This is a genomic window from Pseudomonas sp. Pf153, assembly GCF_001269775.1.
GTDB classification, from domain to species: domain Bacteria; phylum Pseudomonadota; class Gammaproteobacteria; order Pseudomonadales; family Pseudomonadaceae; genus Aquipseudomonas; species Aquipseudomonas uvaldensis.
Genome location: NZ_LHVL01000008.1, coordinates 112,912 through 127,854, shown reverse-complemented (window position 1 = coordinate 127,854; position 14,943 = coordinate 112,912). Strand labels below are relative to the sequence as shown.

The 14,943-nt window shown below is 61.2% G+C and carries 14 protein-coding genes; 13 read left to right on the top strand and 1 reads right to left on the bottom strand.

Annotated elements, in window-relative coordinates; all coding sequences use genetic code 11:
• The first annotated feature begins 1 nt into the window (after nucleotide 1).
• From waaC to AD666_RS03485, 13 genes are all read left to right on the top strand, one after another.
• Complete coding sequence (gene waaC / locus AD666_RS03545) at nucleotides 2–1,060, top strand: lipopolysaccharide heptosyltransferase I (RefSeq protein WP_053147628.1); 1,059 nt, start codon at nucleotides 2–4, stop codon at nucleotides 1,058–1,060.
• Entirely contained in the window at nucleotides 1,060–2,184 is a 1,125-nt protein-coding gene (locus AD666_RS03540) for a glycosyltransferase family 4 protein (RefSeq protein WP_053147626.1), read from the top strand. The genes waaC and AD666_RS03540 overlap by 1 nt, the downstream gene beginning before the upstream one ends.
• A complete protein-coding gene (gene rfaP, locus AD666_RS03535) occupies nucleotides 2,181–2,987 on the top strand; it encodes a lipopolysaccharide core heptose(I) kinase RfaP (protein ID WP_053147623.1) in 807 nt (268 codons plus the stop codon). The genes AD666_RS03540 and rfaP overlap by 4 nt, the downstream gene beginning before the upstream one ends.
• Entirely contained in the window at nucleotides 2,987–3,721 is a 735-nt protein-coding gene (locus AD666_RS03530; protein WP_053147621.1) for a lipopolysaccharide kinase InaA family protein, read from the top strand. The genes rfaP and AD666_RS03530 overlap by 1 nt, the downstream gene beginning before the upstream one ends.
• The gene (locus AD666_RS03525; RefSeq protein WP_053147615.1) at nucleotides 3,718–4,470 is read left to right on the top strand and encodes a lipopolysaccharide kinase InaA family protein; all 753 of its coding nucleotides are present in this window, start codon (nucleotides 3,718–3,720) and stop codon (nucleotides 4,468–4,470) included. Before AD666_RS03530 ends, AD666_RS03525 begins: the two co-directional genes overlap by 4 nt.
• Complete coding sequence (locus tag AD666_RS03520) at nucleotides 4,470–5,921, top strand: lipopolysaccharide kinase InaA family protein (protein ID WP_053147613.1); 1,452 nt, start codon at nucleotides 4,470–4,472, stop codon at nucleotides 5,919–5,921. Before AD666_RS03525 ends, AD666_RS03520 begins: the two co-directional genes overlap by 1 nt.
• 164 nt (nucleotides 5,922–6,085) lie before the next feature.
• On the top strand, nucleotides 6,086–7,843 hold the full coding sequence (locus AD666_RS03515; protein WP_053147611.1) for a carbamoyltransferase: 1,758 nt from the start codon (nucleotides 6,086–6,088) through the stop codon (nucleotides 7,841–7,843).
• Entirely contained in the window at nucleotides 7,827–8,957 is a 1,131-nt protein-coding gene (locus AD666_RS03510; protein ID WP_053147608.1) for a glycosyltransferase, read from the top strand. The genes AD666_RS03515 and AD666_RS03510 overlap by 17 nt, the downstream gene beginning before the upstream one ends.
• Entirely contained in the window at nucleotides 8,957–9,853 is an 897-nt protein-coding gene (locus AD666_RS03505; protein ID WP_053147606.1) for an antimicrobial resistance protein Mig-14, read from the top strand. Before AD666_RS03510 ends, AD666_RS03505 begins: the two co-directional genes overlap by 1 nt.
• On the top strand, nucleotides 9,850–11,265 hold the full coding sequence (locus AD666_RS03500; RefSeq protein WP_053147603.1) for a PIG-L deacetylase family protein: 1,416 nt from the start codon (nucleotides 9,850–9,852) through the stop codon (nucleotides 11,263–11,265). Before AD666_RS03505 ends, AD666_RS03500 begins: the two co-directional genes overlap by 4 nt.
• Nucleotides 11,266–11,349: 84 nt before the next feature.
• A complete protein-coding gene (locus tag AD666_RS03495; protein WP_053147601.1) occupies nucleotides 11,350–12,306 on the top strand; it encodes a glycosyltransferase in 957 nt (318 codons plus the stop codon).
• A 56-nt stretch (nucleotides 12,307–12,362) separates the two neighbouring features.
• Nucleotides 12,363–13,127 (top strand): hypothetical protein, encoded by a 765-nt coding sequence (locus AD666_RS03490; protein ID WP_053148167.1) that lies wholly within the window; start codon nucleotides 12,363–12,365, stop codon nucleotides 13,125–13,127.
• Nucleotides 13,128–13,175: 48 nt separating this feature from the next.
• Complete coding sequence (locus AD666_RS03485) at nucleotides 13,176–14,279, top strand: glycosyltransferase (RefSeq protein WP_053147599.1); 1,104 nt, start codon at nucleotides 13,176–13,178, stop codon at nucleotides 14,277–14,279.
• On the opposite strand, the gene AD666_RS03480 is transcribed toward AD666_RS03485, so the two are convergent.
• Entirely contained in the window at nucleotides 14,265–14,870 is a 606-nt protein-coding gene (locus tag AD666_RS03480; RefSeq protein WP_053147597.1) for a toluene tolerance protein, read from the bottom strand. The genes AD666_RS03485 and AD666_RS03480 overlap by 15 nt on opposite strands.
• Nucleotides 14,871–14,943 lie beyond the last annotated feature (73 nt).

Below are 14,943 nucleotides of genomic sequence, written 5' to 3'. Positions count from 1 at the left end.
CTTGCGGGTATTGTTGATCAAGACCTCTTCGCTGGGCGATGTGGTCCACACCCTGCCAGCATTGACCGACGCGGCGCGAGCGATCCCTGGCATCCGGTTCGATTGGGTGGTGGAAGAAGGCTTCGCCGAAATTCCCACCTGGCACCCGGCCGTGGGCAAGGTCATCCCTGTGGCGATCCGTCGTTGGCGCAAGAACCTCTGGCAAACCGTCAAGAGCGGCGAATGGCGACGCTTCAAACACAGCATGCGTGCCGAAAAGTACGATCTGGTGATCGACGCCCAGGGCTTGCTCAAGAGCGCCTGGCTGACCCGCTACGTCAAGGCCCCGGTGGCGGGCCTGGACAGACACTCGGCCCGCGAACCCCTGGCCGCACGCTTTTATTCCCGTCGATTGGCGGTGGCCCGTGGTCAACATGCGGTCGAACGGGTGCGGCAATTGTTCGCGTTGGCGCTGGGGTACGACTTGCCGCAGACCCTGGGCAACTATGGCCTGAGCGTCGATAAGCTGGTGGAACTGCCGCGCCAATATCCTTACGTGGTGTTCCTGCATGGCACCACCTGGGAGTCCAAACACTGGCCGGAGCTTTACTGGCGTCAATTGGCCGAGCGCATGGGCCAGCTCGGCGTGGTAGTGAAGTTGCCATGGGGCAGCGCGCCGGAAAAGGCCAGGGCCGAGCGTATCGCCAAAGGACTGCGCAATGCCCTGGTGCTGCCGAAGCTGAACCTGGGCGGAATGGGCAAGGTACTGGCCGGCGCCCAGGCCTGTGTGGCCGTGGACACCGGATTGGGACACCTGGCCGCCGCCCTGGACGTGCCGACCATTTCCCTGCTCGGCCCCACCAACCCGGTACTGACCGGTGCCTATGGCAAGGGCCAGATCCATCTCGCCAGCGATTTCCCTTGTGCGCCGTGCATGCAGAAACAATGCACCTACCCGCCGACCGCCGAAGATGCGCGTCGGTTCGACCTGAAACGCGAGCAGCCCCTGTGCTTCACGCGTCTGAATCCCGAGCGTGTCGCCAGCCACCTGAGCACGTTATTGGCTGAGGAACCACGCTGATGCAATTGGCTTTTGTCCTTTATAAGTACTTCCCCTTCGGTGGCCTGCAACGCGACTTCATGCGCATTGCGCTGGAGTGTCAGCGGCGCGGGCATCAGATTCGCGTCTACACGCTGATCTGGGAAGGTGACGTCCCACCGGGCTTCGAAGTGCTGGTCGCGCCGGTCAAGGCGCTGTTCAACCACCGTCGCAACGAGAAACTCAGCGCATGGATGGAGGCTGATCTTGCCAAGCGCCCGGTGGACCGCTTGATCGGCTTCAACAAGATGCCCGGCCTGGACGTGTACTACGCCGCCGATGGCTGCTTCGAAGACAAGGCGCAGAACCTGCGTAACTCCTTGTACCGACGCTGGGGCCGCTACCGGCATTTTGCCGAGTACGAGCGGGCCGTGTTCGCCAAGGATGCCAAAACCGACGTACTGATGATTTCCGAAGTCCAGCAGCCGCTGTTCATCAAGCACTACGGCACACCGCTGGAACGCTTTCATCTGCTGCCACCGGGTATCGCCCAGGACCGCCGTCGGCCTGTCGATGCCGACGAGATTCGCGCGGCGTTCCGTGCCGAGTTCGAACTTGCCGAGGATGACCTGCTGCTGGTGCAGATCGGTTCCGGGTTCAAGACCAAGGGGGTGGATCGCAGCCTCAAGGCCCTGGCTGCGCTGCCGCCCGAGCTCAAAAAACGTACCCGGCTGTTTGTAATTGGCCAGGACGACCCCAAGGTATTCCAACTGCAGGGCGCCGCGTTGGGCCTGGGTGACAATGTGCGGTTCCTCAAGGGGCGCAGTGACATCCCTCGGTTCCTGTTGGGCGCCGACCTGTTGATTCACCCGGCGTACAACGAAAACACTGGCACCGTTCTGCTTGAAGCATTGGTGGCCGGGCTGCCGGTGCTGGTCAGTGCGGTGTGCGGGTACGCCCATTACATCGCCGAGGCCGACAGCGGCCTGGTGTTGGACGAGCCGTTCGAACAGGCCCAGCTCACCGGGTACCTGGAGCGAATGCTGAGCGACGCCGAGGCGCGGGCGGCCTGGAGCCGCAACGGTCTGGCGTTCGCCGAAACGGCGGACCTCTACAGCATGCCGCAGCACGCGGCCGACGTGATTCTGGCGGAGCACGCACAATGAAAGTGATGTTGGCCGAACCGTTCAAGAGCCTTTGGGCCGGGCGCGATGCGTTCGCTGAAGTCGAGGCGCTCAAGGGCGAGGTCTACCGTGAACTGGAAGCCCGGCGCACCTTGCGCACCGAGGTGAACGGCCGCGGCTTTTTCGTCAAGATCCACCGGGGCATCGGTTGGGCCGAGATCGTCAAGAATCTGGTCACTGCCAAATTGCCGGTCCTCGGCGCGGGGCAGGAATGGGCCGCCATCCAGCGTTTGCAGGAAGTCGGTGTGCCTACCATGACCGCCGTCGCGTATGGCGAGAAGGGTAGCAATCCGGCGGACCAGCATTCGTTCATCATCACCGAGGAGCTGGCCCCCACCGTCAGCCTCGAGGATTTCAGCATCGACTGGGTCCGCCAGCCGCCGGAGCCTGCCCTCAAACGTGCCCTGATCGCTGAAGTGGCGCGCATGACCGGCATGATGCACCGTGCCGGCGTCAACCATCGCGACTGCTATATCTGTCATTTCCTGTTGCACACTGACAAGCCGGTCACCGCCGCAGATCTCAAATTGTCGGTAATCGACCTGCATCGTGCCCAGACCCGTCCGGCCATCACCCCCCGCTGGCGCAACAAGGACCTGGCGGCGCTGTATTTCTCGGCACTGGACATCGGCCTGACCCGTCGCGATAAGCTGCGTTTTCTCAAGGGTTATTTCCAGCAGCCGCTGCGCCGGATCCTGGCTGACGAAGCGCTGTTGCTGCGCTGGCTCGAAGGCAAGGCCAACAAGCTCTATGCACGCAAGCAGCGATATGGGGATGCGCTCTGATGTCGGGTTGGAATCTGGAGCCTGCCTACGCGGAACTGGCGCAGGATTTCGGCAGCCTCGACGCGGTGTTCGCCCTTGAGGGTGAGCGGCTGACCCGCGATCCGCTGTCGGAGGTGATCCGGGTGCGGCGCAACGGTGTGAACTACTATGTCAAGCGCTACACCGGGGCTGGCAAGGGCTTGCGGCGTTACCTGGGCAAGCCCCGGGTCAAATCCGAATGGCAGAATCTCAAGCGTTTCGCCAAATGGGGAATTCCCACGGCGCAAATCGTCGCCTGGGGGCTGGAGCGACATGGCGCAGCCTATGCCCGTGGCGCGATGATCACCCGTGAATTGCCCCATACCGAAGACCTCTCGGCCCTGGCCGAACGTCACGACCAGCGTTTGACCGATCGCGCATGGGTCGACAAGGTGAGCCTGCAACTGGCCGGATACACGCGGACCATGCATGAACATCGTTTCACCCATAACGATCTGAAATGGCGCAATCTGTTGGTGGACGACCAGTCGCGACTGTTCCTGATCGACTGCCCCAACGGCGATTTCTGGCGTGGCTTCTGGCTCAAATACCGCATCACCAAAGACCTGGCGTGCCTGGATAAGGTGGCCAAGTATCACCTGTCCGCCACCCAGCGCCTGCGCTTTTACCTGCAATATCGCCAGCATGACCGGCTCGATGCGTGCGATAAGAAACGCATCCGCCACGTAGTGAGATTTTTCGAGGGGCGTGAATGACTGATTTTCTGGCCGCCGAAGACCGGCCATTACTGGCGCGTCACGGCCTGGACAGCTTCGAGGCCCTGTGGGCCCGGCAATTGGATGCGGTGGACGAACCCAACACCTCGGGTGGAGGCTGGAGCAGCGTATTCCGGCTCGAACTGGAAGGGCAGGGGTATTACCTCAAGCGCCAGAGCAATTACCTGACCCGGACCTGGTCCCACCCTTTCGGCGAGCCGAGTTTCTCGCGGGAGTTTCGCAATATCAGCCGCTATCGCGAGTTGGAAATCCCTGCCCTGCAAGCGGTGTTCTATGGCCAGCGCAAGGTGGATGGCGACGTACGGGCAATTCTGTTGACCCGCGCCCTCGACGGCTGGGATGACCTGGAATCGCTGTTACAGCGCTGGCCGGCCCTGGCGTCGGCGCAACGTGTCGCCATCCTGAAGGCCTGTGGTTTATTGGCGCGGCGCCTGCATGGCATGCGCCAGATTCACGGTTGTTTCTACCCCAAGCACATCTTTTTGCAGGCGAGCACGAACGGCTATCAAGCACAGTTGATTGACTTGGAGAAGACCCGACCGCTGCTTTTCGGTCAGCGCGACCGGGTCAAGGATCTGGAGCCCTTGCTGCGGCGCGCACCCGCCTGGAATGACAACGACGTGCGTCAGCTGCTGTCTACCTATCTGGACCAACCGAACGAGGGCGCGCTGGTCGAAAGTTGGATGAACCGCCTTGTCGCCAGGCGCAGTCACAAGGAAGCCCACTGATGCAATTGTCCGAACTCAAAGATGCCGGTCGCAGTCCAGTGCTGCCATTGAGCCTGGAATTGGCGGACGCCGCCGGACCGGCGCAACTGCAACTGCTTTCTCTGCTGCGGGTACTGCCGGGGCAGCGTTATGTCGGCGCCGGTGTGTGGCGCGGCCGACCGGTGCTGGCCAAACTGCTGGTGGGCAGCAAGGCCGCCCGGCACTTCCAGCGTGAACGGCAAGGTGTCCGCCTGCTGGCTGAACAGGGTCTGACCACGCCGCTGCTGCTCGCCGATGGCCTGAAGGACGGCGAGGGCGGCTGGCTGCTGTTCGAGTTGCTCGAAGGGGCCGAGAGCCTGGGCGACGCCTGGAAGCAGGTCGAGCATCTGCCATTGTTGGCCGATGAACAGACAGACGTGCTGGCCGAAGCCTTGGGTGCCATCGCACAACTGCACAGCAAGGGCTTGTGGCAGGAAGACCTTCATCTGGACAATCTGCTGCGCCATGGCGGCAAGCTCTATCTGATCGACGGTGCCGGCATCCGCGCCGAAACCCCCGGGCAACCCTTGTCGCGACAGAAAGTGCTGGAGAACCTCGGGGTGTTTTTTGCCCAACTGCCCAAGGCCATCGAACCGTTCAACGAAGAACTCCTGGTGCATTACCTGCTGAGCAACGCCGAACATGCGCTGCCCATGGAAGCGCTGCAAAAGCAGATCGACAAGGTGCACGGCTGGCGGTTGAAGGACTTTCTGGAAAAGGTCGGGCGCGAGTGCAGCCTGTTCAGCGTGCAGCGCGGCCCGTTTGGTCTGAGAGCAATCCGTCGCGATGAAGAAGTCGCTATGGCACCGGTGCTGGCGCAGGCCGACGCCTTGCTTGACCGGGGGCATCTCTACAAGACCGGGGGCGCGGCGAGTGTCGGCAAGGTCGAGGTGGACGGTCGTCCTCTGGTGATCAAACGCTACAACATCAAGCACTTCGCCCATTGGCTCAAACGCTTCTGGCGCCCCAGTCGCGCCTGGCATTCCTGGCGCGAGGGTAATCGCCTGGCCTTCCTCGGCATCGCCACGCCCAAGCCCCTGGCGTTGCTGGAAAAGCGTTTCCTGTGGCTGCGCCGGAGCGCTTATCTGGTGACCGAACATCTGTCGGGGCCGGACATCATCGAGCGCTTTGCCCCTTACGTGGAAAGTGGCGAGGCGCCTGAACCTGAACTGCTTGCCCTGGATCGTTTGTTCGCCGATCTCATCCGCGAACGCATCAGCCATGGTGATCTCAAGGGGCATAACCTGTTCTGGCAACACGACCGCTGGGCGCTGATCGACCTGGATTCCATGTGCCAGCACCGCTCCCACGCGAGTTTCGCCCCGGCTTACGCCCGGGATCGGGCGCGGTTCATGCGCAACTGGCCTGAGGGGAGTGGGTTGTATCGGGTGATTGATGAGCGGTTGCCCAAGGAAATCTCCAGCGAATCCTGAAGCGGGCCTGCGGCCCTATCAGGTGCCAGCCGCTCACCGCTAGCGGCTTACCGCCGCTTTTAAGCTATAATCCCGCCCTTTAGCTGCCCAACGCCCCTGGCGAGCGGCACATCAATTTTTCGAGGCGCTTGTCGCCCGCATGCAGACATAAGAGGCTAGACCCTGTGGCATTGACGATTCTTGGCCTGTCCGGCGCCCTTAGCCATGATCCTTCCGCCGCGCTGTACATCGACGGCAAGCTGATCGCGGCGGCTGAGGAGGAGCGCTTCGTACGCGATAAACATGCAAAGAACCGCATGCCCTACGAGTCGGCGAAGTTCTGCCTGGAGCAGGCAGGCATCAAGCCGTCCGACGTCGACGTGGTGGCGATTCCGTTCGCCCCGATCAGCCTGTTCGGCGAAGCGCGCTGGCACTACGCCAAGCGCTACTGGTACGCACCGGATCGCGCCCTTGATGCGATCCTGATGGGTAACCGTCGCTACAAGCGTTATCGTCGCAAGATCGTCTGGTGCCTGGAACAACTGGGCTTCGACCCGAAAAAAGTCAAGATCGAACCGGTGGAGCACCACCTGGCCCACGCCTCCAGCGCCTACCACTGCTCAGGCTTTCAGGAAAAAACCGCGATCCTGGGCATCGACGGCAAGGGTGAGTACGCCACGACTTTCTTCGGCTACGGCGAAAACGGCAAGATCCACAAGATCAAGGAATTTTACGATCCGGATTCCCTCGGTGGCCTGTACGGTGCGATCACTGAGTTCCTTGGCTTCGAAATGCTCGACGGCGAGTTCAAGGTCATGGGCATGGCGCCTTATGGCGATGCCAGCAAGTACGATTTCTCGCGCCTGGCTTCGTTCGAGAATGGCCAGTTGGTGATCAATACCGACTACGCCAACGTGATCGGCCTGCGTCGCTATAAAGAGAAGGGTAAGGGCTTTTATTTTTCGCCGAAGCTGATCGAGTGGCTGGGCCCGAAACGTGAAGGCGACATCGCCGACGAGCCATATATCCACTACGCGGCCAGCATGCAGGCGCTGTTCGAGAAGCTTGCGTTGCAAATGATCGATCATTACCTGGGCGACATCCTCAAGGAAACCGGCAAGTTGGCGTTCGCCGGCGGCTGCGCCTTGAACGTCAAGCTGAACCAGAAGATCATCGCCCGCGATGACGTCAAGGAACTGTTCGTACAGCCGGCGTCCGGTGATGCCGGCACCGCGGTGGGCGCGGCGGCCTATGTGTCCCATGCCCGTGGCGTGCCCGTGGAGAAGATGGAGCACGTCTACCTCGGCCCGGCCTACAGCAATGAAGATGTGATCGCCGCGTGCGCTCGTCACCCGAGCAAACCGGCCTGGCGCAAGATCGACAACACCCCCGAGCGCATTGCGAAAATCATGGTCGACGGTAACCCGGTGGCCTGGTTCCAGGGACGCATGGAGTTTGGTCCGCGTGCCTTGGGTGGCCGTTCGATCATTGGTTGCCCGAGCGCTACCGGCGTGGCTGACCGCATCAACGAACAGATCAAGTTCCGTGAGCGCTGGAGGCCGTTCTGCCCGTCGATGCTCGACACCGTTGCGCCGCAGATGATCAAGGTCGATCACCCCGCGCCTTTCATGACGTTCACTTTTGAAGTGGCCGAAGAATGGAAAACCCGCGTGCCGGAAGTCGTCCATGAAGATGGCACTTCCCGGGCCCAGGTGCTCAAGCGCGAATACAACCCGCGCTACTACGACATGATGAAGGCGCTCGAGGTGCTGACCGGCAACGGCGTGTCCCTGAACACGTCGCTCAACCGCCGTGGCGAACCGATGATCTGCTCGCCGACCGACGCGTTGAATATGTTCTACGGTTCCGATCTGCAATATCTGATCATGGAAGACATTCTGGTGGTCAAAGACGGCGTGGACGCTTATGACACGCTCGGCTGAGCGACATGTGCTGCAGTTCTGCCACGGTTATGACGGGCCGTTCCTCGACTGCGCCCGTCAATATGCCAGCCTGTTCGCGGGCACTGGCTATCGCGTGACCACCGTGTTTCTCACTGGGGCGGCCGATGCCGAGGTCGCCGCCGGCTGTGCCTCGGACGAGGTGCTGTTCATGGAGTACAGCTCCAGTGCCGTGCGCGGCCTGAAGCTGGGTGCCATCGGCGATCTGCGCAGGATCGCCGCTTCGCGCAACTTCAGTTTCTGCATTGCCCATCGCTTCAAGCCGATCTACATCGCTCTGCTCGGTACCGGCCTGCCGGTGATTGGCGTGCACCATGCCTTCGGGGACTACCAGCGGCGTACCCGCCGGTTGTTCGCCCACATTTTTCGCAAACGCCTGAGTTTGCTCGGGGTCTCCGACGCGGTACGCGACGACATGCGCCGCTGCCTGCCGAAGTGGCCATCCAGCCGGATCCAGACCCTCTACAACCGCATCGATCTCGACGCCACCCAGGCCAGCCTGGTTTCCCGGGAGGAAGCGCGGCAGACCCTCGGGTTGGATTCGAACGCCTGGATCGTCGGCAATGTCGGGCGCCTGCACCCGGACAAGGACCAAGCCACGTTGCTGCGGGGTTTCGCCGCAGCATTGGCTTATCTACCGGGTAACAGCCAATTGGCGATTCTCGGCAAGGGGCGCCTGGAGCGGGATCTTCGCGATCTGGCACTGGAATTGGGCGTTGCAGACCGCGTCCTGTTCCTCGGCCAGGTGCCCGAGGCTCGTCGTTATTTCCGCGCCTTTGATGTGTTCGCCCTGAGTTCCGATCACGAACCATTCGGCATGGTGTTGCTCGAAGCCATGGCGGCCGGCGTGCCCCTGCTGGCTACGGCCTGCGGTGGGGCGAAGGAAGTGGTCGAGGGTGTCGGTATCCTCTTTCCGCTGGGCGACGCCGAGCACTTGGCCCAAGGGCTGCAGCACCTGGCGGCCATGGACGACATGCAGCGTCGCCAATGCGCCGAATTGATGCGTGATCGCCTGCGTGAGCGCTTCTCGGATCGCGCTGTACGCGAGGCTTTCTGGCGCTTGCCCCAAGTCATCGAACTGGCACCGGGGGCCTGATGCTCAATCGATTCCAAGGCTGGCGCGAGCGCGGCTGGACGGCGGTAGACGCTTCGGTTTATGCCCAGGCCTGGCAACGCTTTGGCGGAAGTGTGGCGACCCATCCGTTGGTGGTCGAGCGTCTGGCGGCCCTGGCCGATATTCCCGTGCGCTACCTGGCCTATGAGCATGAGGGTGAGCTCAAGGCCGCAATCCCGACCTGGGGGCGCGACCTGGCCTTGTCCAAGGACGTGCTCAAGCGCAGCGGCAAAAAAGGCCTGTTCGACCTGGGCAATGCTGAGCTGATCCTGCCGGCCGCAGCCGATGCCCAGGCGCCGTTGCGCCATCGCGGACGTTACCTGTCGGTCCTCAATGAGGGGCGTTTCAGTGGCTTGAAGCCGCAACAGGAACAGCTGGCCATGGCGCGTACACCGGAAGAGCTGTCCAAGAAGTTTCGCTATAACCAGCGCCGCGAGTTGCGCTTGCTGGAAGAGGCCGGCGGAGTGGTGCGGCCGGTCGAGACATTCTCCAGCGAGGAACTGGCCGCGATCTACTGTGATCTGTTCCTGCGTCGCTGGGGCTTTGCGGCTACCGGGGCCGAGCGCATGGCCGAGGTGATCGAGCTGCTGCGCGAGCTGCTGATCGGCTCGGTGATCCTGCTCAACGATGCGCCGATTGCCATTCAACTGGTCTATCGCGTTGAAGCGCCCGAGTGGATCAGTGTTGAATACATCAACGGCGGTGTCGACCCGCAGACCCGTGCGTTCAGCCCTGGCAGTGTGTTGAGCTTCCTTAATACGCAAAGCGCCTGGGAACAGGCTCGTGCCATCGGCAAGCCAATGCGCTTTTCCTTCGGCCGGGCGGACCGCGAATACAAGGACCGCTGGTGCAACCCGGTGCCGGTGTTTACCGTATGAATGCCTCCACGAGTCGCAAGCAGCAATTACTCAAGCGCCACCGTCGCAACAAGCGTATCGGACTGATGTTCGCGCTCGTAGTGCTGGTGATGTCGGGGATCGTGGTGGCCTGGTGGCTACCGTTGGTGCTGGCAGTGTTGGGCTGGATTGCCCATGAAGCATGGTTCGCCGATCATCTGTTCTATTCGCCCAGGGACGACTATCAGTACAGCTTCCCGCCGTTCACCCAACAACCCAAGGTGCATCTGAATGCCGGGCGGTTGCGACTGGATGAAGGGGTAATGCTGGACGAGGGGGCAACGCTGGTCCTGGCGCTGCGAATCAAAAGCAACTGGCTGGGGCGCTTCATCGACCCGGTCGTCGAGTTGTCGGGCGGTGAACATCCGGATCGACAGACTTTCGAGCGCGGGGTCAACGGCCTGCGCTATCTCAATCTCAGCGAGCAGGGGGACGTGCTGTCCCGGGGTGAGCTGCGTCTGCGCGGGCGTTTCTGCCGGGTCCAGGGCGAACCGAAGCTGTGGTCCTTTGCGGCGGCGCAGATGAAGCATCAACGGGTCATGGTCATCGCCCCCCATGCCGATGATGCCGAGTTGGCGGCGTTCGGCTTGTATAGCCGGGCCGACGACACCTGGATCGTGACACTGACCGCTGGCGAAATCGAAGCCGAGCATTACCGCAAGATGGGCCTGGACAGCATCGAGGCGGCACGCCTCAAGGGCCGTTTGCGTGCTTGGGACAGCATCGCCGTGCCACGCTGGGCCGGGGTGCCGCAGGCCAATTGTGTGCAATTGGGTTACTTCTGCCTGCAACTGGCAGCCATGCAAGCCGCGCCGGGCCATCCCCAAGGGTCGCGCGAGGCGGACCTGAGCGATACCCGGCTGTTTCGTCAATTGAACCCATTCACCTTGCCTGGCGATGTCGACGGCGCGCCGACCTGGAACAATTTGCTGGCCGACCTGCGCGAGCTGATCATCAGGGCCCGCCCCGACGTCGTGGTCTTGCCGCACCCGACGCTCGATCCGCATCCCGATCATGTCTGCGCCCATGATGCCGTGACCCAGGCCCTTGAGGGCCTGGAGTGGCAGCCCGCGGTCCTGTTGGGCTATGCCAATCACCTGCACGACAATGACCGCTGGCCCATGGGCGATGCGGGTGCCGGTGTTGCACTGCCGCCGTATTTCGATCCGGTCCGGCCGATGCATCCCATCAGCCTTGCATTGGATTTGGCCGGCCAGCGTGACAAGGCCATGGCGCTGGGCATGATGCATGATCTGCAACCGCCAGCGCCGTTCAAGCGACGTCTGCGTCGTCATATCCAGCGGATACTGGCCGGACGCGGGGGGTCGCCGTATGGCGAGAATGAGTTTTTTCGCAAGGCTGTGCGTCGCCATGAACTGTTCTGGCGGCTGTAGAAGGCCACGGCGGGAGAGTGTTGTGTTCCGACGCACAAAGGCTCCCGGTTATTTCTCAAGTCGTTTGGTACCGCAAGGAAGACGATGAAAGTTCTGTTTCTGGTGCAGAAAGAACAGCGGGCCATCCTGGACCGGCTCTATGAAGGCGTGGCCGCTCATTGCGAGTGTGACCTGCGCTGGCTCGATAGCCAGGAGCAACGCAACCTGCGGAGCTATTTCCGACGTCACGTCGATGTATCGCGCTACGACCGGATCGTCTTCTTCCTGCGCTTCAAGCAAGAGATCCGTCAGACCCGGTTCATCCGTACGATCCCCAACCTGGTGATCCTCGAACACGACGCCTACCAGAACTACATCCCATGCAAATACACCGGTAAGTTCAGTGCCCACTATCGCCGCCTGCCTTGGGCGAGGGTGATCAGCTCCGGCTTCATGGTCACGGAACGCCTGCGAAGCGAAGGTTTCGATGCGGTATTCGTGCCAAAGGGCTACGATCAATCCTTGCTGCAGGATCTGGGGCGCGAACGGGATATCGAACTGGCTTTCGTGGGCAGCACCAACAGCGTCGCCTACAGTGGCCGCAAAGCGCTGTTGGACGAGCTGGGGCGTGTCGAGTCATTGGTGGTGACTCGCACCAAGTCTGGCGAAGAATATTGCGAGACTCTCAATCGCATCCGTTTTTTTGTCAGCGCCGATGTGGGCATGGGGGAGTTCATGATCAAGAACTTCGAAGCCATGGCCTGCGGCTGTGTGTTGTTGGCGTTCGATCAAGGGGCTGACGAAGCCCGCGCATTGGGGTTGCAGGATATGCAGAACGTGGTGTTGTATCGCGACATCCCGCAGCTTCAGGAGAAGCTTGCCCAGCTTCGCGCCGATCCTGAACTGGCTCGGAATATCGCGTATAACGGACAGAAGCTGGCGCTGGAGCAATTCAGTTTCGCACGTATAGGCCAGAAGATCGTCGAAGCGCTGGTGCCGCCACTGCGACCCCGTGCGCCGTTGAGCCTGCTGGAAAGATTGCGCCTGAGGCTGGGCGTTTGACAGGAACCGTTCAGCCATCCCATATCGGGATGGCATCTGACTAAGTGGTATTTCAGGTGCAGTTTTCCAACGAGAGTGACATCACCCTGGTGGTAACCAGTTGCGGTCGACTCGATCTGCTCAAGCGGACGCTGGAGAGCTTCGACCGTTTCAATACCGCGCCGATTCGAGAGGTCTTCATCACCGAAGACGCTGGCGATGAAGGCGTGCATGCCGTTATCCCGGTGCACTGGAAAGACCGTTGTACAGTGTTTATCAATCGGCCGAAGCTGGGGCAGTTGGCCTCGATCGATCTGGCCTACGGGCATGTCAAGACGCCTTATATCTTCCATTGCGAGGACGATTGGGAATTCTATCGTCCTGCCTTCGTGGAGGATTCACGCGCGATCCTGGAACAACGACCCGATATTCTCCAGGTGTGGCTGCGTAACTATGTTTACGACTTGTGTGTACACAGTCCTTACATACGCCTGGGCGAGCGTGAGCTCATCCGGGGGGTGGCCTGCTACCCGCTGATCTCCGACAAACCCGAATGGCAAGGCTTTTCCCTCAATCCTGGCCTTCGTCGGCTCAAGGAATACCGGTTGTGTGCTCCATTTGCCGGCTTCGGTGGCGAGAAAGCCCTGTCGCTGCGCTATGCACAACTGAGCTTGACGGCGGTCACATTGGAAGGGGATGCTGTTTTGCACACAGGATTCGGCGTCCACGTGGAAGTCCCCGTGGAACGTCAGCGCAAGGAGCGCCGCAGGCGTCGCGAGCAAGCCAAGTTGTCCCTGGTCCTTTTGCTCGGAGTCTGCATTGGTTGGCTTATCAATTATTAGATGCCTCGCAGCACGAATCCTGGAGCGCGATGAAAGGTTTGCTGCTCAATGAGCATTATTAATGTCATGTGGGCGGGCGGTTCGCCGTTCGCTTCGGTACACAAGGTTCACCACCAGATACTTTCGCGGATCGAGCCGTCAATGCCCATCAAGACATGGCTCTTGCAGGGCTCGGGAGCTGCCTGCAAGGTCAATGTGGGACAGGCCAGGGAGTGGCATCTCTCGTCTGCCCGGCTCAAGGGACGGCATATCTGGCGGTTGTTCAAACCCTTGATGCGCAGGCGCTTCCGCCAGGCGTTGCTCGACAGCGATGCACGTGTCGTATTGCTCGACGGCCTTGGCGTCGCCCGTACCTTGTTGCCGGTCCTGAAGGACATGCCACAGATCCGCGTCGTAGTGATCTTCCATGGTGTGACACGACTCAACGCCGAAGGCCGTGAATTGCTGCGCGGGTTCCCTGCCTCGCGCTTGAGCCTGGTGGCGGTCTCACAGACCCTGGCAGCTGCCCTCCGGGATGACCTCGCAATGTCGGTGACGGTGCTGCGCAGCGCTTTCGATCCGAAGGCCTTCCGGTCCGCGCTTTTGCCGCGCGAAGAAGCCTGTGCTCGATTGGGGGTGCCGTTGGCCGATCTGAGGGTCTTTGGCGCCGTCGGGCGACTGGTGGATGACAAGGGGTTCGCATGCCTGCTGGAAGCGTTTGCCCTGGTCGCGCAAAGCCAGCCTGACTGGCGCCTGGTCATCGTTGGGGAAGGGCCGCAGCGCGAGGCGCTGCAAGCGCGAATCGTCCAGCCGGATCTATTGGGCAGGGTGGTGCTGACGGGGCATCTGGATAATGTTGCAACACTTTACACGGCATTCGACTGGGTGCTGATCCCGTCCCTTGATGAAGGCCTGGGCTTGATCCTGCAAGAAGCGGTCATGGCCGGTGTTCCGGTGTTGGCCAGTGAACTGCCGGTGTTCCGTGAACAATTGGGCGATGCAGGTTGGTACGCCCCGGTGAACGACGCCAAAGCCTGGGGGGAAGCGCTCCGGCGGATCTCGCAGGCTTCGGCCGCCGTGGTCGCGTCAGCCCAGTATCAGGCGCTGGCCCCCGATGAGGCCTGGCTGAATTTCAGCCAGACCGCCCGGCAATTGTTCTCAGGCGGGCAATAGAGCGTTTTCCAGCGCCTGCATCGGAAAGCTCCCGTTCAGGTTCTCTCTGGCAATATAACGAGCGAAATGCTGCAAATTGCGGCGTGCCAGGTAGCGCGGCAGCGGAGAGCGCAGGAAACGCATGTCGGCCACATCGATCAGCCCCAGTTCGTTGCCCGGGGTAACCACGATGTTGCCCAGGTGCAGCGAGCGGAAATAAATACCGCTGGCATGCAGGCTGCGGATCAGGTCGACCAGCGCAGGCAGGGATCGTTGCCAGCTGAAATCTTGCTGGTTCGATAATTGACGCAGGGTTTTTCCGGGAAGCGGCCGATAGAGAACGGCAGTCATGCCGGGCTTTGGCAACTTGTAGAAGGCCAGTACATCGAGGGTCGGTACGCCGAGTTGCTGCAAGCGGGTCGCGTTCTGGATGAATCGAGCCGAATAAGGCCGTAGAAGGGCCGAAGAAAAAAGCCGCTTGCGGCGAAATAACTTGAGAATATTGCCATCCTGTAACAGATAGACTTTTGGGCCGTAGCTGTCGGCCTCCAGAATACTGGCGCCTTCAATCAATTGATTCAAAGCGGCTTGGGGAAGCCGAGTGGATTGCATCGTAGGGAAACCTTGTTGAAAGAGCCGGTACCATGGCGGGCCATGATGCCCAAAACTTTTCGTTTTAACCATG

Excerpts from the sequence above, each read along its gene's own strand:
- AD666_RS03540 (WP_053147626.1), top strand. The coding sequence starts at position 1,060 with ATGCAATTGGCTTTTGTCCTTTATAAGTACTTCCCCTTCGGTGGCCTG.
- rfaP (WP_053147623.1), top strand. The coding sequence starts at position 2,181 with ATGAAAGTGATGTTGGCCGAACCGTTCAAGAGCCTTTGGGCCGGGCGC.
- AD666_RS03530 (WP_053147621.1), top strand. The coding sequence starts at position 2,987 with ATGTCGGGTTGGAATCTGGAGCCTGCCTACGCGGAACTGGCGCAGGAT.
- AD666_RS03525 (WP_053147615.1), top strand. The coding sequence starts at position 3,718 with ATGACTGATTTTCTGGCCGCCGAAGACCGGCCATTACTGGCGCGTCAC.
- AD666_RS03520 (WP_053147613.1), top strand. The coding sequence starts at position 4,470 with ATGCAATTGTCCGAACTCAAAGATGCCGGTCGCAGTCCAGTGCTGCCA.
- AD666_RS03510 (WP_053147608.1), top strand. The coding sequence starts at position 7,827 with ATGACACGCTCGGCTGAGCGACATGTGCTGCAGTTCTGCCACGGTTAT.
- AD666_RS03505 (WP_053147606.1), top strand. The coding sequence starts at position 8,957 with ATGCTCAATCGATTCCAAGGCTGGCGCGAGCGCGGCTGGACGGCGGTA.
- AD666_RS03500 (WP_053147603.1), top strand. The coding sequence starts at position 9,850 with ATGAATGCCTCCACGAGTCGCAAGCAGCAATTACTCAAGCGCCACCGT.
- AD666_RS03495 (WP_053147601.1), top strand. The coding sequence starts at position 11,350 with ATGAAAGTTCTGTTTCTGGTGCAGAAAGAACAGCGGGCCATCCTGGAC.
- AD666_RS03485 (WP_053147599.1), top strand. The coding sequence starts at position 13,176 with ATGAGCATTATTAATGTCATGTGGGCGGGCGGTTCGCCGTTCGCTTCG.
- AD666_RS03480 (WP_053147597.1), bottom strand. The coding sequence starts at position 14,870 with ATGCAATCCACTCGGCTTCCCCAAGCCGCTTTGAATCAATTGATTGAA.